Consider the following 21,585-nt stretch of genomic DNA (forward strand, 5'->3'; position numbering starts at 1 on the left):
GTAAGGATGTTCATCATGCTTGGATCCGAATTGGCTGTTGCGTGGAACCCTTGGGTTGGCATTCCGTTGGCGATCGTCGGCGTGATCGTGCTGTTGCTTGTCTGGTTGTTCGGTGAGCCAAAGAAAGCGCAGGGCAAACGACGCTTGGCACCAGAGCCGACCGCAGAACGGCGTGAGCCTACATTGGGCGGATCGGTCGACGAGCACGAAGCGTTCGGGGGCGACGTGCACGAACGCATGGATCCCCTCTTCCGAGAACCCGAGCCTCAGCAGGGCGAACTGGACGTAAACCTGCGTACGGAACTCGAAAAGCTGGGTGCCGCGTTGGCCGACCAACGGCATGAAACCGTGCATAGTCCCAAGCCAACCGGGCAATCCGCGTCCATTGTGGAAATGCTGCGTTCGCCCTCGCAGCCGGAGTCGGTTCGCATCGCACCCGCCGAACAAACGCCCGTCGCTTCGCCAGTGCCCGCCGCGGCACCGGCCTCTGCTGTTCCGGCGCCTCCTTCTGCGGCACCGTCTCCTCGCATTCCGCCCCGATCCGATCTAGGTAAACGCCCGACGCAAGTTCCGGTTGAGCGCATCGTGAGTTTGTTTGTGATGGCGCGTGAAGGTCAGGCCTTCAACGGTACGGATCTGATTGTCGCGGCGGAAAAAGCCGGCCTGGAATACGGCGATATGGGCATCTACCACCGTCTTGTGGATGGCAAGCGTGAAGCGGGGCCGATCTTCAGCGTGGCCAATATGGTCAAGCCTGGCAGCTTCGACCTGACCCGGCTTGATGCTTTGCGTACGCCCGGCCTGAGCTTCTTCATGACGCTGCCTGGTCCGGTCACGGCGCTGGATGCATGGGATGCCATGTTACCCACTGCACAACGCCTGGCTGAGTTGCTCGACGGCCAGGTGCTGGACGAGGAGCGCAACGCACTGGGTCGCCAACGCATCGCGCATATCCGCGATGAACTACGTGGCTGGGATCGAGAGCACGACGGCGGCGAGATTCGTTTCGGTCGTTGATTCCTCTTCGGTGGGTCATCTTTTCTCCGAAGACCGATTTGCCCTGCCTTTGCCAAAAAAAGAGCGCCCGACTGGGCGCTCAATTTAGAGGGGAGGGGGAGCGAGCCGCTCTATCAGGCAGCTTTGGTCGCCAGAGATCCAATGCTGTCCCGAGCCGAGGCAATCGCCTTCACCTTGTGCTCGGCACTGATGTTCACACCTTCAGCGCGCACGAACTCCACATCGGTGATGCCGATAAAGCCCAGAATCGTGCGCAGGTAGGTTTCCTGGAAATCAAAGCCGGCCGCTGGGCCGCTGGTGTATACGCCGCCGCGGCTGGAGGCCACGATTACGCGCTTGCCGTTGGCCAGACCCTGCGGGCCGTTCTCGGTGTAACGGAAGGTTTGGCCGGCTACCACCACGCGGTCGATCCAAGCTTTGAGCTGGCTGGGAATACCAAAGTTATACATCGGGGCTCCGATGACGATGACATCGGCAGCCTGGAATTCGTCCATCACCTGCTGACCCAACTGAGCCGCGGGGCTTTCGGCATCAAACACCGGAGTCCAATGGGGCAGGGGCTGTGCGGTAAGGTCGCGGTAGGTGATCTGCAGCGAAGGGCCTTCCTGGGCGAGCTGGTCGACAATAGCGGCGCTCAGTTCGCGGGAGACGGAATGTTGGCCCAGCGGGCTGGCATCAAGATGCAAGAGGTTCATGGTCATATCTCATGTCCAAGTCGGGCGGGCCGACGATGGGATTAAAGATATATTCGAAACAAACGCGCGATAAGATAGGGCTTTCGGAACTTATCGTTCCTAAAAGGAAACAGCGATGAACGCCTTGCCAGGGGCCATGCAAGACCTGAACGACCTGTACTTCTTTGCGTCCGTGGTGGAATACGGAGGGTTTTCGGCGGCCGGGCGTTCTTTGGGGGTGCCTAAGTCGAGACTGAGCAAGCGAATCGCCCAGCTGGAAGACCGGCTTGGTGTGCGGCTGCTGCAGCGTACGACACGACGCTTTGTGGTTACCGAGGTGGGTGAGCGTTTCTACGGTCATTGCCGCGCCGTGCTGGAAGAGGCGCGTGCCGCGCAGGAAGCTGTGGACGAACTGCGTGCCGAACCGCGTGGCGTTGTGCGGCTTAGTTGTCCCATTTCGATTGCTCAAACGGTGCTTGCTTACATCCTGCCGGAGTTCATGGCGAAGTACCCGAAGTTGCAAGTGCGGGTGCTCTCGAACAATCGACGCGTCGACCTTATCGGCGAGGGCTACGACTTGGCTATTCGCGTGCGCACCAAGCTCGATACGGATTCCAACATGATCATCCGCAGCTTTGGTCAGGCGCGCATCTTTCCGGTGGCAAGCCCAAGCCTGCTCAAAACGTATGGCCATCCCAAACATCCCGAAGACCTCGCGCGCCTACCGGCTTTGTCGATGCAAGAACACGAGGGTTCACAGATCTGGGAGTTAATCGACGCACAGGGCGAGCGTGTCAGCGTAGAAGTGCAGGCGCGCGTCATCACCGGCGATTTCGCGGTGTTGCTGGAAGCTGCGCGCGCCGGCATCGGTGTTGCCTTGTTGCCGGAGACGGTGTGCGCGCCGGCCATCGCTAACGGTGAGCTGGAGATTCTGTTGCCGGAGTGGAGTGCACCGCAAGGCATCATGCATTTCGTTTATCCCAGTCGTCGCGGCATGATGCCGGGTGTGCGTGCGCTGGTGGATTTTCTGGCGGAGCGCTTGCCGGAAGCTGCCCGCATCAGCCACGAGAAATGCACGCGCCGCCCGCTCCGTGACTTGGAGTCACCCGGCGAGCCTTCCGCCTGACCCGTGCTAGTCTTTGCGTTTAGCCATCCATACTGCTGCCCATGACCGTCGAAACTAAGCTTCCGAAAGTAGGCACCACCATTTTCAGCGTGATGAGTCATCTGGCCGTGCAACACAAGGCCGTGAATCTTGGCCAAGGTTTTCCAGATTTCGAACCGCCGCAGGCGTTGCAGGACGCACTGAGCCATGCCATGGGGAAAGGACTCAACCAATACGCACCGGGCATCGGCACGCCTGCGCTGCGTGAGCAGATCGCGCTGAAGACTGAGCGGCTTTATGGACATAAGCTAAGTCCGGATACCGATATCACCGTCACTTCTGGCGCGACGGAAGCATTGTTCGCAGCCATCGCGGCGGTGGTGCGTGCGGGTGATGAAGTGATCGTGTTCGATCCTGCCTACGATTCGTATGAGCCGGCGATCGATCTGCAAGGCGCGCGCGCAGTGCATATTCCGCTCACCGTGCCGAGTTTTTCAGTCGACTGGCAGCGTGTGCGCGATGCGATCACGCCGCGCACACGCATGATTCTGATCAACAGCCCGCACAATCCTTCCGGCGCCGTGCTGTCTGCGCAGGATCTCGACGAACTGGCAGCGATCGTGCGCGACACGCAAATCATCGTGCTGTCGGACGAGGTTTACGAGCACATCGTTTACGACGGCGCCGCACATCAGAGCGTGCTGCGCCATCCGGAACTGGCGGCGCGCAGCATCGTGGTATCCAGCTTTGGCAAGACATATCACTGCACTGGATGGAAAGTCGGTTACGCGGTGGCGCCGACGAAGCTCTCAGCGGAATTCCGCAAGGTGCACCAGTACCTCACCTTCTGCACGTTCCATCCTGCACAGGTGGCGTTTGCCGAGTTCCTGGCGAGCACGCCGGAGCATTATCTGGAGTTGCCAGCGTTCTATCAGGCCAAGCGCGATCGCTTCCGCAAGCTGCTGGCGCCATCGCGCCTGAAGCTGCTGGATGTGCCTGGCGGCTATTTCCAACTGGTCGACTACTCAGCCATTCGCAACCAGGACGACGTGGCGTTTTGCGAGTGGTTGGTGAAAGAGGGTGGTGTGGCGGCCATTCCGTTGACGCCGTTTTACGAAAAGGCGCCGGGTACACATCTGGTGCGACTGTGCTTCGCTAAAAGCGACGCCACCATGGAAGCTGCGGCGGAGCGTTTATGCAAACTCTGAACGTAACCCTCGTGCAGGGTGCTACGCGCTGGCACGATGCACCTGCCAACCGCGAGTACTACGGTGCGCTGGCGCGTCGCGTGGCAGGGAAGAGCGATCTCGTCGTACTGCCGGAAACGCTGCTTTCCGGCTTCAGCAACGACACGCGAGCCAGTGCGGAAGACATGGATGGCGAAGGTGTGGCGTGGATGCGCGCACTGGCGAGCGAAGTAAACGCCGTCGTTACTGGCAGCTTGGCCATTCGCGAAGGTGACAAGGTCTACAACCGACTAATCTGGGCGCGCCCGGACGGGACGTATGAGCAGTACGATAAGCGCCACCTGTTTCGCATGGCCGGTGAGCACACGCGCTATGGTGGCGGTTCGCAGCGCCTCATCGTTGAACTCAAAGGTTGGCGGATTTTGCCGCAGGTCTGCTACGACCTGCGTTTCCCAGTGTGGCTGCGCAACCACCGGCTGGAATCGGCAGCTGGCGGCATGGATTACGACTTGGCGTTGTTCGTGGCCAATTGGCCCGCACCGAGGCGGCAGCCGTGGCGCACGCTGTTGCGGGCGCGAGCCATTGAAAACCTCGCCTATGTGATCGGTGTGAATCGCGTGGGTGTGGATGGCAACGATCTGCCCTACGCGGGCGATAGTGCGGTAATCGATCCTGTGGGCGAGCCGCTGGTCGAGCTCGGTACGCAGGAGCAAGTGGTTACGGTGGCAATCGATCCCGCACCCTTGCTGCAGCATCGCGAGCGCTTTCCAGCCTGGATGGATGCTGACGAGTTCACGCTCAACGTGGAGTGAGTGGCGTTATCGGGAAGTGGTGCGAGGTGTCCGGCACATGAACACTGTGCTTCAAAAAAACTTCACAAAAGTATTGACGACCGCATCGTCTACCTGAATAATTCCGCTTCTTGCTTCGGCGCATTCCGAATTTCGGGCAGTGACCAAGGTGAAGAAGATTTAAGGTTTAGCCACGCGCCCGTAGCTCAGTTGGATAGAGTACCAGGCTACGAACTTGGTGGTCGGGAGTTCGAATCTCTCCGGGCGCGCCATATTTACAAGACACGGTGTTGGTTTAAGTCGTGTCTTTGCAGGCAAAATATCGCTTGCAAAACCGGACGAAGAAGTCCGGCGTGTTCGATACGGATTGACGGGCCAGAGTGTCACCCGTAGCATTTCAAAGCTCAGGTTGCCAGATCCTGACCGGGTTTCGAAAAAAAACGGGGTATAGCTCAGCCTGGTAGAGCGCCAGCTTTGGGAGCTGGATGTCGTGGGTTCGAATCCCTCTGCCCCGACCAGCAGGTGTTCTGCTTTTAGTCAAGCGCCTGTAGCTCAACCGGATAGAGCATCGGCCTTCTAAGCCGACGGTTGCAGGTTCGATTCCTGTCGGGCGCGCCAGATTCGTGATTACGGTGGGCGTAGCTCAGTTGGTTAGAGTACCGGATTGTGATTCCGGTTGTCGTGGGTTCGAGTCCCATCGTCCACCCCAATTTCAAGTAGTTCTGGGCCGTTAGCTCAGCTGGTAGAGCAGTTGACTCTTAATCAATTGGTCGTAGGTTCGAATCCTACACGGCCCACCAGCTAAACCAGGCACTTAGGGTTCTCCCTGAGTGCCTTTTTCTTTTTTACGGCCTGGCATTTGCTGTTTGTTAGCCGGCTGTCTTCGACTTCGTGATACCCGATGCTTCAGTACGCCCAAGCGGCATCTATCTATTGGAGCTTGCGCGGCCGTCGCTCCGCTCGTGCTTCACGGGCTTGAACTCGGAGCCGTTAACGTTGCCGCCCCTGCTTCGTGCTCGTCTTTTGCTTAATCACCCAACTCGTATAGCGAATTTAATCGCTTGGCCGGGAAGGGCGACGGGGAAGCTCCATTTATATGATAAATAGCCGGACATTCGACTGCGCGCATCTAGTGACGCGGGAAATGTGTGTGCTAACAGGAAGGGGTGTCGTGCGTCCGTCCAACATTGCATTGCTGAGCTTGGGCTTGTCTTTCGCCGCGGCCGTTACTGTCGCTAATGCGGCACCGATGGTCACGCTTGATCGGCACGGTACGTGGGTAAGCGTTGAGGCTTATGGTCCTAATGTCATCCATGTAACGATTGCCGCTGACAAGGCCGAAGCGCTGAAGGCACCGGGCTACGGGATTCTCGCCGACCACGCCGATAATTCGGCTTTCCGTCAAACGAGTGATCAGAGCGGCGACACCTTTGCATCCTCAGCGTTGACCTTGCATGTCGACACAGCGCCGCTGCCGCACACGCCGGGCGTGACAGAGCGGTACTTTGCACCGAATCTGGCACCGGTTCGACTGCAGGTGAAGAACGCCAGGGGCGAAACGATCGTCAACATGACCGGTTGGGAAATGTCGCCGCATGAAGTGGCGGGTGAAGCCACCTATCAAGTTGGTGCTACTTTTTCAGCGCCTGCCGATGAGCACTATTACGGCATGGGTCAGAATCAGGACAGCTTTGGCCCGCTCGATCTGCGCGGCCGTGTCATCGATTGCCAGCACTGGTATGACGCCCCAACAGGCGAAACAGTCTGCGTGCCCTTCATGGTGTCGTCGAAGGGTTACGGCATCATCTGGGACAATCCATCCGATACGCGTTTTGTGGCCGGCATCCGCGGTCGCACGAGTTTCCAATCAAAAGTGGGTGAGCGTGTCAGTTTCTTTGTCGTCACAGGCGACAAACCGGAAGAGATCTATTCGGCTTATGCGCGGGTGACTGGCAAGACGCCGATTCCGCCCAAGGCGGCCTTCGGTCTGATCCAGTCCAAGGCGCGCTATGACAGCCAGGCAGAAGTATTGCGTGTTGCGCGCACATATCGTGAAAAGCACTATCCGCTCGATGTGATGGTTGTCGACTGGTTCTATTGGACGCACATGGGCCAGCTGGATATCAATCCGGCCGAGTTTCCAGATCCCGATGGCATGAACAAACAGCTTCACGACATGGGCATGAAGTCGATCGTGTCGATCTGGCCGCGCTTTGAACGATCCGGGCGTTATTTCAAGGAGCTTGATGCCAAGGGTTACTTCCTGAAGGACAAGGACGGCAAAACAGTCGATGGCTTACCGTTCCGTTCGGACCGTGCAGGCGCTCTCATCGACTCGACCAATCCTGCGGCGCGCAAGTGGTATTGGGAGCATGCGCGCGACAACGTTCTCTCGCACGGCTTCGACTATCCATGGCTTGACGAGACCGAGCCGGATCTGGTGCCAGATGGATATTTCTATTCGATCGGCTCGGGTGACCGTTATCACAACGTTTTCCCGCTGTTGCACGTAGAAGGCGTCGCGCAGGGTATGCGCGCCTGGAAGCCTAGTAAGCGTGTGTTGATTCTTTCCCGTGCGGCTTATCTGGGATCGCAGCGCACGGGTGCGCTCTTTTGGTCATCAGATATCGATCCAACTTGGGAAGCTTTGCAACGTCAGATTCCCACCGGCCTCAACATGACTGCATCCGGCATCGCCTATTGGGGCAATGACATCGGTGGTTGGCAATGGTTACCGCAGACGACCAGCGCCACCAAGCCGCCGTTGCTTGATCCTTCTGATGCACGCGACACAGTGGGTCAGAACAACGATTATCCAGAACTGCTAACGCGCTGGTTCGAGTACGGCACCTTTCTGCCAACCCTGCGTTTGCATGGCGATCGCAAACACACGGAAATCTGGGCTTTCGGTCATCAAGCCGAGGCGATCATGGCGAAGTACGACGCGCTTCGTTATCGCCTGATCCCCTATATCTATAGCCGAGCCAAGACAACGTATGACACGGGTGCACCCTTCATGCGGCCGTTGTGGATGGATTTCCCGAACGATCCCAACGTCGTCAATCTGGGTACGCAATACATGTTCGGTCCAGCCTTCCTGGTGGCGCCTGTCACCGAGCAAGGCCAGACGGAAAAGGATGTTTATCTGCCTGCAGGCAGCGACTGGTACAACTTCTGGACCAACGAAAAGCTGGCAGGTGGACGTTGGGTGAAAGTGGCTGCGCCCATCGATCAAATCCCTGTCTTCGTTCGTGCGGGCTCGATCGTGCCGCTGGGTTCAGACATTCAGTCGACCGCGTCGAAACAGTCGATTGCCGAGATTCGTGTCTATCCCGGCAAGGATGCCGACTTTGCGCTGTATGACGACGACGGCACGTCGTACGGCTATGAAGCGGGTAACAGCTCTACCACCCAACTGCACTGGAACGATGCATCCCGCGCATTGAGTGCGACCGGCGGTGATGACGTGTTCGACAAGACGGTCCCGAAACTCGCCAAGGTGATTGGCAAGTAAGGTCGGAGGGCCAGGCAAAGAGTGTCTGGCCTTCAAGACCCCCTTGTTTCAAGCAACAATGGGGAGGGCAACGTGCAATCCGGATGCATGCGGCTATGGGACAAGAAACACGCTGCGTGTTGGCAGGTCAGATCAACAGCAGTAGCAGATGCTCGCGCAAATCTTGCCGCTGTACGAACATGAGGTCGCACCGGGGATAAGCGCCTTGCCAGTGCAAGGATCGGTCAAGGCGACTCGGTGGCAGCAGCACCTTCGATGTAAAGCGGATCCCTGGATTGCACAGGTCTTCTTCGCCACTCAGCCAACCCGAAACGACTTCACCCACCTGTTGCATAACTATTTCCTTTTGCTACGCAAGAGTTAGAACAGAGAAGGCTGTGTATTACGGCAGCTACAGGTTCCCTCCGCTCCTAAGTCCGAGCCGCTTAGTTGCGTTGAAACACATGGACACGCGGTTTGCCGACAGATTTACGCTCTTGCACGTGGGGCGTTGCGGGCATACCGCAGGTGCCATGCACCGCTGGCGATTCCAGTGTCAATCGCCGGTTGTGCGGCGATTCGCCGTTTCCGCCCGAAAGACGGTGGTGGTTTTTGCGTCGCAGCAACGGGCGAAAGTAGGTGGCACGTGCTTGTGCTGGACCTTCACCGAACCGTAAAATGCATCTCTTTGGCGCAAGGTAGCCATCGCCCCAGGTCGCGGCAGGGCAGGCATTCGACGGTCTTGAGTTGACCCAAGAAAGTCGTTGAGAATCCGCAGCTTAATCCGGCGAACGATGCGAAAGTGGCGGAATTGGTAGACGCACTGGATTTAGGTTCCAGCGGGTAACCCCGTAAGGGTTCGAGTCCCTTCTTTCGCACCATCGGACCTTGAGCTTTTCGTGCAGGCGGCTGGGGCCGCCTGTGGCGCTATCACGGGCCATTACAGGACATTCCAGGAGACGTCATGCAGTTTTCGGTTGAAAACGTCGGCAAGCTCGAGCGCAAGCTCACGGTTAAATTTCCGGCTGAGCGCTTCGAGTCGCAGGTCAGCGCGCGCATCGCTGAGATGAGCCGCACGGTTCGGCTGAAAGGCTTCCGCCCGGGCAAGGTGCCCGCCAATGTGATCCAGCAGCGCTTCGGCGCGCAAGTGCGTGGCGAAGTGCTCTCCGACTTGATCAGCAGCACGCTGCGCGAGGCGTTCGAGAAGGAAAACCTGCGCCCCGTTGCCAACCCGGCCATTAACACCACTGGCCAGCCGGAAAACGGCGAAATCGCCTATACGGCCACTTTCGAGGTGATGCCGGAATTCCCTGAAATCGACGTCGCTGCGCTGGAAATCGCTCGTCCGGTGGCCGAAGTCACCGACGCCGATGTTGAGAAGATGATTGGTACGCTGCGTCAGCAGCGCCGCAGCTTCAATGAAGTCGAGCGTCCCTCCGCCGAGGGCGATTTCGTGATGTTCGAATACGCCGCCGTAACCGGTGACTACCGCTTCCCGGCCGAAGGCCTGGAGCGCGCCGGCAGCGTGTTGGGTTCAGGCACCCTGTTCAAGGCGCTGGATGGCGCGCTCACTGGCCGCAAGGTGGGTGAGTCGTTCGAAGACGACATCGAATTCCCAGCCGATTTCCGTAACGAGCAGCTCGCTGGCAAGACGGCGAAAGTGAACTTCAGCATCGTGAAGGTGCAGGAGCCGAAGCTGCCGGAAGTGGATGCCGAGTTCATCAGCCTGTTCGGCATCGACGATGGCGACATGGATCACTTCCGCAAGGAGGTGCGCGCCAACCTGGAGCGTGAGCTTAAGGCTGCTCTGATGGGCCGCCTGAAGTCTCAGGTTGCCGAGAAGCTGGCCCAGGCACACAGCGAGCTCGAAGTGCCTAACCTGATGGTGCAGGGCGAAGCGCGCAACTTGGCGGCTTCAAGCGTGCCGCGTGGCCAGCAGCCTCCGCCGCAGTTGGTCGACGCCGCTATGCCGGCCGCACGCTTGCGCGTCATCGCTGGTCTCCTCATGGGCGAAATCGCCCGCAAGAAAGAGCTGAAGCTGGATCGCACCCGCTTGGCCGAGCAACTCGCAGCTATCGCCTCAACTTACGAGGAGCCGGAGAAGGTCATTGAACTCTATAACGGCGATCCCCAGTTGATGTCAGGGTTGCAGAACCGCGTCATGGAAGATCAGGTAGCCGAGTGGGTGGCCGAACATGCCAAGACCACCGTGGATAACCTGAGCTTCGACGAAGTGATGCGCCCGGTCGGCGCCTGAGACGATTCGATCAGGGCTGGCTAGCACGCCAGGGCGTAGGGAGAGTGCTTTCCCGCACTTTCCGACGCGCCTGGTTCGACTTATGTCGAATGTGGGTCAGCGCATCGAGCATGCGAAAAATGCTGGATTTGCGGCTGATTTCCATCGGCTTTGCTAGCGAAGGGATTTCCCGACCTGCTAGTCTGGTTTGAGCATACGAATCGCATTCAGTCCCCACTCCGGAGAGTCGCACGCATGGCCATGGACCCGATCCAGAACCTCAACCTTGTGCCGATCGTCGTCGAGCAGACCGCTCGCGGTGAGCGTTCGTATGACATCTACTCACGCTTGCTCAAGGAGCGCGTGATCTTCCTGGTCGGCGAAGTAAACGATCAGGTAGCTAATTTGCTTGTAGCGCAGATGCTGTTTCTTGAGTCGGAAAATCCCGACAAGGACATCCATCTGTACATCAACAGCCCTGGCGGCGCCGTCACCGCGGGCCTCGCCATCTACGACACCATGCAGTTCATCAAGCCCGATGTGAGCACCATGTGCGTCGGTCAGGCATGCAGTGCTGCTTCCCTGTTGTTGATGGCCGGCGCCAAGGGCAAACGTTATTCGCTGCCTAATTCGCGTGTGATGATCCACCAGCCTTCCGGTGGCGCGCGTGGCCAAGCCACGGATATCGAGATCCAGGCTCAGGAAATCCTGTATTTGCGTCGCCGGCTGAACGATATCTACGTCCAGCACACTGGCCAGCCGCTCGATAGGATCGAACGTGATATGGAGCGTGATCGTTTCATGAGTGCTGACCAGGCCAAGGAATACGGTCTGATCGACGCCGTTCTGGACCGTCGCGCCGTCGAAACGGTCAAGTCGGCCTGATTTCAGCCGATTCTCCCTCCACAAACGAGGTTCCGCGTCCGGGTGCGGACTCGGAACCCTGTGCTATTCTCGACCCGTACCGGGATTTTCCAGCAGGATCAAACGAATGACTGACGAGCGGCAGGGCCGTTCCAACGACAGCGGCAAGATTCTTTACTGCTCCTTCTGCGGCAAGAGCCAGCACGAGGTGCGCAAGCTGATCGCGGGTCCATCCGTGTTCATCTGCGATGAGTGCGTGGAGCTGTGCAACGACATCATCCGCGAGGAGCTGGAAGAGAAGGCTGCCTCCGGGCGTAACCAGTTGCCCAAGCCCAAAGAAATCATGGAGACCCTCGATCAGTACGTGGTCGGGCAGACGCGTGCCAAGAAGGCGTTAGCCGTCGCGGTCTACAACCACTACAAGCGGATGGAATCGCGCCAGCGCAGCGACGACATCGAGCTGGGCAAGTCCAACATCTTGCTTATCGGACCGACCGGCTCGGGCAAGACGCTGCTGGCCGAAACGCTAGCGCGCCTGCTCAACGTGCCGTTCACCATCGCCGACGCCACCACGCTGACCGAAGCCGGTTATGTGGGTGAGGACGTCGAAAATATTATCCAGAAGCTGTTGCAGAAGTGCGACTACGACGTCGAAAAGGCGCAGTCGGGTATCGTCTACATCGATGAGATCGACAAGATTTCGCGTAAGAGCGAAAACCCGTCGATCACGCGCGACGTATCTGGTGAAGGTGTGCAGCAGGCGCTGCTCAAGCTGATCGAAGGCACGTTGGCTTCTGTGCCGCCGCAGGGTGGTCGTAAGCATCCGCAGCAGGAATTCCTGCAAGTCGACACGAAGAACATCCTGTTCATTTGCGGTGGCGCGTTCGCTGGTCTGGAAAAGGTCATCCAGCAGCGCTCCGAAACCATCGGCATCGGCTTTGCCGCCGAAGTGCGTTCGAAAGAACGTACGGAAAATCTCGGCAAAGTGCTGTCCGAAGTGGAACCGTCGGACTTGGTACGCTTCGGCCTGATTCCGGAATTCGTCGGACGTTTGCCGGTGGTAGCTACGCTGGATGAGTTGGACGAACCCGCGTTGGTGAAAATCCTTACGGAGCCGCGCAACGCTGTCACCAAACAGTTCCGCAAGCTGTTCGAAATGGAAGGTGTTGAGCTGGAATTCCGTCCGGAAGCTCTCCAAGCCATCGCTCGCAAGGCTCTCAAGCGCAAGACAGGCGCGCGTGGGCTTCGCACAATCCTCGAACAGGTGCTGCTGGATACGATGTACGAGCTTCCTTCATTGGAGCATGTCAGCAAAGTTGTGGTGGATGACGCTGTCATAGAGGGCCAGGCCGAGCCGTATCTCATCTATCGCGGTAACTTGCAGCAACAGGCGCGCATCGGTAGCGAAAGCGGCGACGCAGCCGCCTGATCTTCGCATTCGTGAGACTTTGACGGCCCCGGCGGCTTCCGCCGGGGCCGTATGTTTTTTCCGTTACCTCGCCGGCACTTGTATGCGTTCAGTGATGCCTCCACTTGACGAGTCAGTGGCCTCGGCGCAGTGTCGGGGTCGTCGACCAAGTGACACAGGATGTGCCGCGCGAATTCGGGCCTGTAACAACCGGATCGGTCGATGCTGAAGAGCGGTCAGGATGGCCGTTTGAAGATTCCCCAACCTTATTCGCGAGAGACTCCCTGCGATGGCAAAAAGTGCCGCAATCTCCACTGCTACTGGCGCCGCCCTCGATGTACTGCCGGTGCTTCCACTGCGTGACGTAGTCGTATACCCGCAGATGGTGATTCCGTTGTTTGTGGGGCGCGACAAATCCATGCGTGCGCTGGAACGGGCCATGGAGGGTGAACGGCAGATCCTGCTGGTCGCGCAAAAGAGCCCGGATATCGACGATCCGGCTATCAAGGATCTGCATCAGATCGGTACGCTCGCTGGTGTGCTGCAATTGTTGAAGCTTCCTGATGGCACGGTGAAAGTGCTGGTCGAAGGCCAGGCACGCGTGTCGATTGAGGAATACCAGGACGAGAGCGGCATGCTCACCGCGCGCTCGCGCGTCATCGAGCCGGTCTACAGCATCAAAGAGCGCGAGTTGGATGTTGTGTCGCGTACGCTCGTGTCGCTGTTCGAACAATTGGTCAAACAGAGCCGCAAGCTGCCGCCGGAAGTATTGGCGACACTGTCGGGCATTGATGATCCTTCGCGCCTGGCCGATTCCATCGCCGCGCATCTTTCCGTACGCATGGCGGACAAGCAAAAAGTGCTGGAAACGGCGGATGTCGGTCAGCGCCTTGAGTTACTGATCGGTTTGGTCGACGGCGAAATCGATTTGCAGCAGGTGGAAAAGCGCATCCGCGGCCGCGTGAAGTCGCAGATGGAAAAGAGCCAGCGCGAGTACTACCTCAATGAGCAGATGAAGGCGATCCAGAAGGAGCTGGGTGAGGGCGAAGAAGGCCCGAACGAAATCGAGGAACTGCAAAAGAAGATCGAAGATGCTGGTATGCCCAAGCCCGTGCTGGCAAAGGCACGACAGGAATTTGGCAAGCTGCGGCAGATGTCGCCCATGTCTGCCGAAGCCACGGTGGTGCGCAACTATCTCGACTGGTTGATCGGTGTGCCGTGGAAGAAGCGCAGCAAGGTGCGTAAGGATCTCGCGCTGGCGCAGCAAGTATTGGATGCAGACCACTTCGGCCTGGAGAAGGTGAAGGAACGCATCCTCGAATACCTCGCGGTGCAGCAGCGCGTCAGCAGCATGAAGGGACCGATCCTCTGCCTCGTCGGTCCGCCTGGCGTAGGAAAGACCTCGCTCGGCCAATCGATCGCCAAGGCGACCAACCGAAAATTCGTCCGCATGAGCCTTGGTGGCGTGCGCGATGAAGCGGAAATCCGTGGACATCGCCGCACCTACATCGGTTCGATGCCCGGTCGCATCGTGCAGAACATGAACAAGGTCGGCAGCAAGAATCCGCTCTTCGTGCTGGATGAAATCGACAAGATGTCGATGGATTTCCGTGGCGATCCGTCGTCGGCACTGTTGGAGGTGCTCGATCCTGAGCAGAACCACACGTTCAACGATCACTATCTGGAAGTTGATCTCGATCTTTCCGAAGTGATGTGGATTGCTACCGCGAATTCGCTGAACATTCCCGGTCCGCTTTTGGACCGCATGGAAGTTATCCGCATTCCAGGCTATACCGAAGACGAAAAGCTGGGGATCGCGCAAAAATATTTATTGCCCAAGCAGATCAAGGCCAACGGTTTGAAGCCGGATGAGGTCGCCGTAGACGAAGAGGCAGTGCGCGATATCGTGCGCTACTACACGCGCGAATCGGGTGTGCGCAATCTCGAGCGCGAAATTTCCAAGATCTGCCGCAAGGTGGTGAAGCAACTCACGCTAGGCGAACTGAAAGAAGGCGCAGAGATAGCCAAGGCCGAGAAGAAAAAAGCAAAAGCGACAGTGTCCGGCAAGGTGACAGTGAATTCCGACAACCTTGAAAAATATCTCGGCGTGCGTCGTTTCGATTTCGGCCGCAAGGAGCAGCAGAACGAAGTTGGCCTTGTCACGGGCTTGGCATGGACGCAGGTGGGCGGCGATCTGTTGAGCATCGAAGCATCGATCGTGCCGGGTAAAGGACGACAAGTGCATACCGGCCAGCTTGGTGATGTGATGAAGGAGTCGATCCAGGCCGCTCTGTCGGTCGTGCGCGCGCGCGCAGATCAGCTTGGTATTGATCCGGATTTCCATGAGAAATTCGACCTGCACATTCACGTGCCGGAAGGCGCTACACCGAAGGACGGTCCGAGTGCTGGTATTGCGATGTGCACGGCGCTGGTTTCGGCACTCACTAAGGTACCCGTGCGCTCCGAAGTGGCCATGACTGGCGAAATCACGTTGCGTGGTCGCGTGTTGCCCATTGGCGGCTTGAAAGAAAAGTTGCTCGCGGCGCATCGCGGTGGCATCACCACCGTGATCATTCCGGACGAAAACCGCAAAGATCTGGCCGACATTCCGGAAAACATCACCGGTTCGCTGGATATACATCCGGTGCGTTGGATCGATGAGGTGCTCGACATAGCGCTGGAACGTCCGCTGCAGCCGTTGGTCAAGGAGCAAACAGAAACCACGGCAAAGACTGCCTCAACGAGCGAAACCGTGCCTCAGCACGAGGATGGGGCCGAAACGCCCGCACGTCCGCACTGATTCATCGTTGCATTGAACCTTGCGACAGGCGACACACATCATGTGTCGCCTGTCTTTTCTTGTGACCAACGTTTCTGGATGACCTTTGCTTAGCTTCTGGCCGTGCGCGAATGCGCGCTGCTGAATATCCCGCAATGCGTTGGTATAGCTTGTATTGCGGACCCTTGGGGGCGCTGGTATAAAGGCTCACCGCCATCCTGGGCCTCAAGCCATACACAGCGATGCGGGTCTGCGAGGCCGCGCCCTGCACGATTCCGATGATCCTTTCCCGCGTTGTCCCATCCCAACCGTTCCGCGGGCCGAATACCTGTTTAAGGGAGTAACTCAATGAATAAAACCGATCTGATCAATGCCGTTGCCGAAAAAGCCGAACTGACCAAGGCTGACGCAGGCCGTGCGCTCGAAGCGTTCTTCGAGACCGTGCAGAAGGCTCTGCAGAACGGCGACGACGTCGCGGTCGTCGGCTTTGGCACCTTCACTGTGCGCAGCCGCGCCGCTCGTACCGGCCGCAATCCCCGTACGAACGAGGAGATCAAGATCGCGGCATCCAAAGTCCCGGCCTTCAAGGCTGGTAAGACGCTCAAGGACGCCCTAAACTAAGCGGCCCGATAGGGTCCGGGTGCTTAGCTCAGCGGTAGAGCGTCGCCCTTACAAGGCGAGGGTCGTAGGTTCGATCCCTACAGCACCCACCAGTAATGTGGAGCGGTAGTTCAGTCGGTTAGAATGCTGGCCTGTCACGCCGGAGGTCGCGGGTTCGAGTCCCGTCCGCTCCGCCACGGTTTGCAAGGGCGCCCCCGTGGCGCCCTTGTTGTTTAAGTTACGCGCGGCAACGCGCATACATCATTGCGGAAAGAATCCATGCTGCAGTCATTACGCGACAAGATGCAAGGATGGCCGGCGATAGTCGTGCTGGGGGTTGCCGTATTTGCGATGTCGTTCTTCGGCATTGAAGGCTACTTCAGTTCACACGTTGAAGACTTCGTCGCCAAGATTGGCAAACGCGAAGTCAGCCAGCAGCAGTTCCAAGATACGATCAACCGCATTCGTCAGCAGCAGCGCGCGCAAATGGGCGACCAATTTGACGCGAGCCTGTTCGACAAGCCCGAATTCAAGCAGCAGGTGCTGGACGAGCTAGTCAGTCAACAGTTGCTGCTGCAGGCCAATGAAGACCTTGGCATGCGCGTCTCCGACCAAGCGCTGCGCGACGCGATTGCTGCACAGCCGGCGTTCCAGGTTGACGGCAAATTCGATCCCAACATGTACCGTGCGCAGCTTGCTGGAGCCGGCATCTCGCCGCAGATGTACCAGGATAATTTGCGCACCTCGATGGAAGGCAGTCTGCTGTCTGATGCGATCAGCGGCAGCACGATCGTGACGCCCGCGGACATCGAGCGTTACCTGGAGCTAAGGCTTCAGCGCAGGGACATCCGCTATTTCATCCTGCCGCGCCCCGCGCCGGAGGATAGCCAGGTAACTGACGCGCAAGTGCAAGATTACTACAAGGCACATCAAGCGGATTTCATGAATCCGGAACAGGTGTCGTTGAAGTACGTCGAAGTGAACGGCGCAGATCTGAAGGCGGATACGCAGCCCTCTGAAGACGATCTGAAAAAGCGTTATCAGAACGAGCTCGCTCGCTTCGGTATGCCGGAAGAGCGAGAGGTTTCGCACATCCTGATCAATGTGCCGAAGAACGCAACGCCTGCACAGCAGAAGACCGCGCTGGAGAAGGCCGAAAAGATCGCCGCCGAAGTGACGCCGGCTAATTTCGCCAAACTCGCACAGCAGGATTCGGACGACTTGGGTTCGAAGCTGCAGGGCGGCGACTTGGGCTGGCTGCAGAAAGGTGTAACCAACGCCGCTTTCGATTCGGCCATGTTCGCGTTGCAGAAAGGGCAGGTCTCCAAGCCTGTTCTGTCCGACGAGGGCTATCACATCATCTATCTGCGTGACTTGCGCAGTGGTCAGACCAAGCCGTTCGAACAAGTGCGCGATCAGTTGCTGAAAGAAGCCACGACTGGCGAACTCGACCGCGTTTACAACGAAACCGCGGGTAAGATGACTGACCTGACCTCGCAGAATCCTGGTTCGTTGGAACCGGCAGCGAAGGCACTGAATCTGCAGATCAAGGAGGCGCCGCTGTTTGGCCGTGAAGGCGGTCAGGGCATTGCCTCCAATCCCAAGTTGGTTGCTGCTGCGTTTTCCAATGACGTGCTCGTCGCGGGTAACAATTCCACATTAATCAACCTCGGCAAGAATGATTCCGTCGTAGTGCGCGTGGACAAGCACGTGCCAGCGTCGGTCAAGCCAGTTGCCGAAGTCCATGACGCGATCGTGCAGAAGATTCTCGATCAGCGCATTGCTGACGCGGCAAGCAAGAAAGCTGAGGTGCTGGTGCAGCGCCTGAGCAAGGGCGAGGACCTCGTTGCGTTGGCCAAGGCCGAACACGCCGACCTGCAGAGCGTGAACCAGGCGCAGCGCGTGCAACAGCAGGGCCAGAATGTGCCGCAACCGGTGCTGACGCAAGCGTTCAAGACACCGCATCCCGCCGCTGATGGCAAGCCGCAGTACGCCAATGTCGCGCTGGATCACGGCACATACGCCATCCTGGCCGTGGACAAAGTCGAAGCTGGGGACCTTTCCAAGATGACCGCAGATGATCGCCAACAGCTCTATCGCCAGATGGTGCAGGTGTACGGCGGCATGGAGGCGCAAGGTTTGGTCGACATGCTCAAGGCGAAAGCCAAGGTCGAGATTGCCAAAGAGCGCATGTAATCAAGTGCAGGCGATCTTGCGAAAAGAAAAGGCGGCTCGAAAGGGCCGCCTTTTTCGTTGAATGATTTGCAAGAATTAAACGCCGGTCACGCCCAGGATGTTGTAGTCACATCCGCATAAGCGATTTCACCGGTGATACCCGATGCAAGATCAAGATCGGAGGACAGGAATACCTCAGACATTGACAACCTCGTCGACCGTCACGCTTTGGAGAAGCGATGGGTGCTAATCCACACGGTCGGGCATCGATTGTTCCGCTGCAGCTGGCGACGCTGGCACCAGGCCTTAACGTTTGTCAGGCGAATCGAGCTTGATTACCTGGCCGGGCTTCAACGCTTTGCCGTGCAAATGATTCAGACGCTCAAGCGTACTTACGCTCGTGGAATAACTGCGCGCGATCTGCCACAAGCTTTCGCCGGGCTTCACGACGTGGGTTCTTGCTCGTTGTGGCTTGTCGGCTTCGTCTTGCGAGTTGCTTTCAGGCTGATCTACATAGATGGCCGGTAACGGAGATCGGGCAGACATGCTGGCTGTCATGTCCTGATCGTTGGCAATTTGCATGGCGTTGCGCAGCTGTTCGGCATTGCGATGCGGCATCAATAGATGCCCAGGACCGTTCATGACTAGAAAGTTGTTTTGCAGGGCTGGATTCAGACGCCTGAGGTCGTCAGTTTCCATACCCGCGTGACCCGCGGCAGTGGTCAGCGTCATGCTGCGGTTGACCTCTACCGTTTCCAGATGCTGATCGGCAGGCAACGTGGGCAATTCGACATTGAAGCGCGAGGGATCGCGCACCACGCAGGAAATGGCCAGCAACTTGGTGAGATGTTCGCGTGTAATGCGAGGTACCTGCAGCTTTGGAATGGCTGGCTCATCCGGCGGCAAGCCATGCTGCTGCACTAGTCGCTGCACACCGAATTCGCCGCGATTGTATGCGTAATCGACCAGGCGCCAATCATGCAGCTCGCTGTGATAGTCGTGCAACATGCGCATCACGCCGTCGGTCGAAGCGGATGTATCCAACCGACCGTCGTAACTGTGATCCACATGCAGCCCCATCACACGCGCCGTGCTTTGCACGAGTTGCCACATGCCGGCGGGCAAATTGCGGTGGCCGGGTACGGGCCGATATTGGCTTTCTACCCATGGCAGCAGCACGAATTCACCGGCCACATCGTACTTTTCGGCGGCCTGCTGCACGTAAACGATCTGTGGCAGGGCATCGCTCATTTGCGCTTCGAAGCGTTGTGGGTTTTGCGTGTAGCGGTGTGCCCACACCATGATCTGTGGATCCGCATCGCAGTCCGACATGGCGAAGCTGTCGCGCAGTTTGTCCCACACGTTCGCCGTAGTGATCTCAGGAGTGGTCTGCGGTGCAGGCACTTGCGGTGAGGGCAGGGACGTCGAGGGTGTGGGAACCGGTGGCGGCGTAATGGCCGGAACGTGTGCCGACTTGTTCGCAGGAGGTGTGGCGCACGCAGCAAGCAGCGACGTCAGTGCAACGGGTAGCAGTCGTCGTACGTAACTCATGCGCGGAACACATCCTTGGCAGAGCGCAACGCAGCGAAGCGGGCAACTGGATCGTTGGCAGCACCATGCTGGCGGCACCATTCGATGACGCTTTCGCTGTTGACGCGCAGGAAAGGATTGCAGGCCAATTCGCTCGATAGTGTGGCCGGCACGCTTGGTTGATGATTCGCACGCAGGCGGGCGACTTCGTCCACCCGCTGCTTGAGCGCCGCATTGTTGGGTTCTACGGACTGTGCGAAGCGGCCATTGGCGGAGGTGTACTCATGCGCGCAGCAGACCAGCAGATCACCGGGCAATGAGGCAATGCGCTGCAGCGAGGAGAGCATCTGAGTGGGCGTGCCTTCGAACAGCCGACCGCAGCCCAGGCTGAACAGTGTGTCGCCACAAAGCAGTACACCTTCGCCAACATAAGCGATATGGCTGAGCGTATGCCCCGGCACAGCCATGACTTGGAAGCGCGCGGAAGGTTGACCGAGCACCACAGTGCCGCCGTCTTGTACGCGATGTGTGGCTATCGCAATGCGCGCATCGTCGGGTGCGTAGACGGGCACGTCGTACATGTCGCGCAGCCTGCCCGCACCACCAATATGGTCGTCATGATGATGCGTTAGCAGGATCGCGCACAGCTTGAGCTTGCGAGCGTGCAGGGCGGATTCGACCGGCGAGGCTTCGCCGGGGTCGACGACGATGGCATGGCCGCTGTCGTCGTGCAGCAGCCAGATGTAGTTGTCGGCAAGCGCCGGTAACGGTACGACGTGCAAGGGCGATCTCCGCTCTGTTGCGGACGGCTGGTTCATGCTGCATGGTCACCTTACGGGCCATGTAGACAGACCAGCACATCCTTCGTATCGACTGGCGCAGGCGTCCGGCTTGCGCGAGATCGCCGACTATAAGACCCGAACCGCCCTGGATCGTTAGATAGGCGTTAATCGAAAGATTGTTCGAACGCTGTTGTGCCATGGTTCGTCTTTGTAAAGCCAACCGCTAAACTCTGCCCACATGCTTTTGACAGGCCTCCAGTAGATGCAACAGCGCACCCAGGACATTTATGCAAGTGCGCCGATGCGTAGTCTGTTGGCCGATGAGACGGTCGCCTACATGCCCGACGTGCGCCGCTGCGCAGGGTCCCGGGCCTTGTTGCTCTCCGCGGCGGCGGGCGACGAACCACCGAATCCGCCCTACCTGAGCCAATGGGTCACGCTGCGCCTTGTCGAAGGGCGCTTGTGGGGCGATGTATCCGCTAGCGCCGACGAGCCACTGCCGTTCATGGATGAGGCGTTCGATCTCATTCTGCTGCGCCATGCATTGGAACTGGCCCCGCTGTCCCTGGACGAGATCGTGCGCGTGCTGGCGCCTGGCGGGTTACTGGTTCTGACAGGCGTCAGCCCATTGAGCGGATGGACGCCATGGTGGCTTTGGCGGACGCGTGGCAGCGCCACCCACGCCAAGTCTCCTATTCAACTCGCTGCGCGCCTGCGCCGTTCAGAAGTTTTGGTGGAACGCGTGCAACGTGTAGGCCAGCTGTTGCCGCGGTCTACGGTGGCATCGGGCAAAATATCTGGCTGGCTTGGCGGGGGGTACGTGCTGGTCGCACGCAAAAAGGGTCCGGCAAGCGCGCCGTCCCGCCTGCGTCCCAAGCCCGTCACTGCACCGGTGAGAGCCGGCCTTGCGCCTGGTGCGCGTCGCAGTTCGGTAAGCTGAGTTA

Annotated in this window: 15 protein-coding genes and 8 tRNA genes; 20 read left to right on the forward strand and 3 right to left on the reverse strand. The window is 58.5% G+C overall.

The features are described from left to right. Nucleotides 1-12 precede the first annotated feature (12 nt). Complete coding sequence (zipA, locus tag QQJ86_RS21650) at nucleotides 13-1,017, forward strand: cell division protein ZipA (RefSeq protein ID WP_423372990.1); 1,005 nt, start codon at nucleotides 13-15, stop codon at nucleotides 1,015-1,017. A gap of 113 nt (nucleotides 1,018-1,130) precedes the next feature. Here zipA and QQJ86_RS21655 read toward each other — a convergent pair whose 3' ends face one another. Then, the gene (locus tag QQJ86_RS21655) at nucleotides 1,131-1,712 is read right to left on the reverse strand and encodes an FMN-dependent NADH-azoreductase (RefSeq protein ID WP_284323055.1); all 582 of its coding nucleotides are present in this window, start codon (nucleotides 1,710-1,712) and stop codon (nucleotides 1,131-1,133) included. A 115-nt stretch (nucleotides 1,713-1,827) separates the two neighbouring features. Between QQJ86_RS21655 and QQJ86_RS21660 the strand changes: the two genes are divergently transcribed. From QQJ86_RS21660 to QQJ86_RS21745, 18 genes are all read left to right on the forward strand, one after another. Continuing rightward, the gene (locus tag QQJ86_RS21660; protein ID WP_284323056.1) at nucleotides 1,828-2,817 is read left to right on the forward strand and encodes a LysR substrate-binding domain-containing protein; all 990 of its coding nucleotides are present in this window, start codon (nucleotides 1,828-1,830) and stop codon (nucleotides 2,815-2,817) included. Nucleotides 2,818-2,858: 41 nt separating this feature from the next. After that, complete coding sequence (locus tag QQJ86_RS21665; RefSeq protein ID WP_284323057.1) at nucleotides 2,859-4,004, forward strand: pyridoxal phosphate-dependent aminotransferase; 1,146 nt, start codon at nucleotides 2,859-2,861, stop codon at nucleotides 4,002-4,004. After that, entirely contained in the window at nucleotides 3,992-4,795 is an 804-nt protein-coding gene (locus tag QQJ86_RS21670; protein WP_284323058.1) for an amidohydrolase, read from the forward strand. The genes QQJ86_RS21665 and QQJ86_RS21670 overlap by 13 nt, the downstream gene beginning before the upstream one ends. Nucleotides 4,796-4,969: 174 nt before the next feature. After that, a tRNA-Arg gene (locus QQJ86_RS21675) sits at nucleotides 4,970-5,046 on the forward strand. A 169-nt stretch (nucleotides 5,047-5,215) separates the two neighbouring features. Then, nucleotides 5,216-5,292 (forward strand) — tRNA-Pro (locus QQJ86_RS21680). Between the two features lie 23 nt (nucleotides 5,293-5,315). Then, nucleotides 5,316-5,392: transfer RNA gene (locus QQJ86_RS21685), tRNA-Arg, on the forward strand. Nucleotides 5,393-5,406: 14 nt separating this feature from the next. Then, a tRNA-His gene (locus QQJ86_RS21690) sits at nucleotides 5,407-5,483 on the forward strand. A 15-nt stretch (nucleotides 5,484-5,498) separates the two neighbouring features. Continuing rightward, nucleotides 5,499-5,574 (forward strand) — tRNA-Lys (locus tag QQJ86_RS21695). A gap of 371 nt (nucleotides 5,575-5,945) precedes the next feature. Next, nucleotides 5,946-8,288, forward strand: coding sequence for a glycoside hydrolase family 31 protein (locus QQJ86_RS21700; protein ID WP_284323059.1), 2,343 nt, complete (start codon nucleotides 5,946-5,948; stop codon nucleotides 8,286-8,288). Between the two features lie 775 nt (nucleotides 8,289-9,063). Continuing rightward, nucleotides 9,064-9,148 (forward strand) — tRNA-Leu (locus tag QQJ86_RS21705). 83 nt (nucleotides 9,149-9,231) lie between these two features. Further along, on the forward strand, nucleotides 9,232-10,524 hold the full coding sequence (gene tig, locus QQJ86_RS21710) for a trigger factor (protein ID WP_284323060.1): 1,293 nt from the start codon (nucleotides 9,232-9,234) through the stop codon (nucleotides 10,522-10,524). A gap of 234 nt (nucleotides 10,525-10,758) precedes the next feature. After that, a complete protein-coding gene (clpP, locus tag QQJ86_RS21715; RefSeq protein WP_284323061.1) occupies nucleotides 10,759-11,388 on the forward strand; it encodes an ATP-dependent Clp endopeptidase proteolytic subunit ClpP in 630 nt (209 codons plus the stop codon). Nucleotides 11,389-11,494: 106 nt separating this feature from the next. Beyond that, a complete protein-coding gene (gene clpX, locus QQJ86_RS21720; RefSeq protein ID WP_284323062.1) occupies nucleotides 11,495-12,796 on the forward strand; it encodes an ATP-dependent Clp protease ATP-binding subunit ClpX in 1,302 nt (433 codons plus the stop codon). A 268-nt stretch (nucleotides 12,797-13,064) separates the two neighbouring features. Beyond that, complete coding sequence (gene lon, locus QQJ86_RS21725) at nucleotides 13,065-15,575, forward strand: endopeptidase La (protein ID WP_284323063.1); 2,511 nt, start codon at nucleotides 13,065-13,067, stop codon at nucleotides 15,573-15,575. Between the two features lie 327 nt (nucleotides 15,576-15,902). Further along, a complete protein-coding gene (locus QQJ86_RS21730) occupies nucleotides 15,903-16,175 on the forward strand; it encodes an HU family DNA-binding protein (RefSeq protein WP_284323064.1) in 273 nt (90 codons plus the stop codon). A gap of 17 nt (nucleotides 16,176-16,192) precedes the next feature. Next, nucleotides 16,193-16,267, forward strand: a tRNA-Val gene (locus QQJ86_RS21735). Between the two features lie 7 nt (nucleotides 16,268-16,274). Next, nucleotides 16,275-16,351 (forward strand) — tRNA-Asp (locus QQJ86_RS21740). 82 nt (nucleotides 16,352-16,433) lie between these two features. Beyond that, nucleotides 16,434-18,350 carry a SurA N-terminal domain-containing protein gene (locus QQJ86_RS21745; RefSeq protein ID WP_284323065.1) on the forward strand — a complete coding sequence of 639 codons (1,917 nt, stop codon included), beginning with the start codon at nucleotides 16,434-16,436 and terminating at the stop codon, nucleotides 18,348-18,350. A 285-nt stretch (nucleotides 18,351-18,635) separates the two neighbouring features. On the opposite strand, the gene QQJ86_RS21750 is transcribed toward QQJ86_RS21745, so the two are convergent. Next, the gene (locus QQJ86_RS21750) at nucleotides 18,636-19,880 is read right to left on the reverse strand and encodes a LysM peptidoglycan-binding domain-containing protein (protein ID WP_284323066.1); all 1,245 of its coding nucleotides are present in this window, start codon (nucleotides 19,878-19,880) and stop codon (nucleotides 18,636-18,638) included. Beyond that, nucleotides 19,877-20,641: a hydroxyacylglutathione hydrolase gene (gloB, locus tag QQJ86_RS21755; protein WP_284323140.1), complete on the reverse strand. Its 765-nt coding sequence runs from the start codon at nucleotides 20,639-20,641 to the stop codon at nucleotides 19,877-19,879. Before gloB ends, QQJ86_RS21750 begins: the two co-directional genes overlap by 4 nt. A 262-nt stretch (nucleotides 20,642-20,903) precedes the next feature. Here gloB and QQJ86_RS21760 point away from each other — a divergent pair, with 262 nt between their 5' ends. Next, nucleotides 20,904-21,581 carry a methyltransferase domain-containing protein gene (locus QQJ86_RS21760; protein WP_284323067.1) on the forward strand — a complete coding sequence of 226 codons (678 nt, stop codon included), beginning with the start codon at nucleotides 20,904-20,906 and terminating at the stop codon, nucleotides 21,579-21,581. Nucleotides 21,582-21,585: the final 4 nt, after the last annotated feature.

The organism is Dyella acidisoli (assembly GCF_030160295.1).
Lineage (GTDB): Bacteria > Pseudomonadota > Gammaproteobacteria > Xanthomonadales > Rhodanobacteraceae > Dyella_B > Dyella_B acidisoli.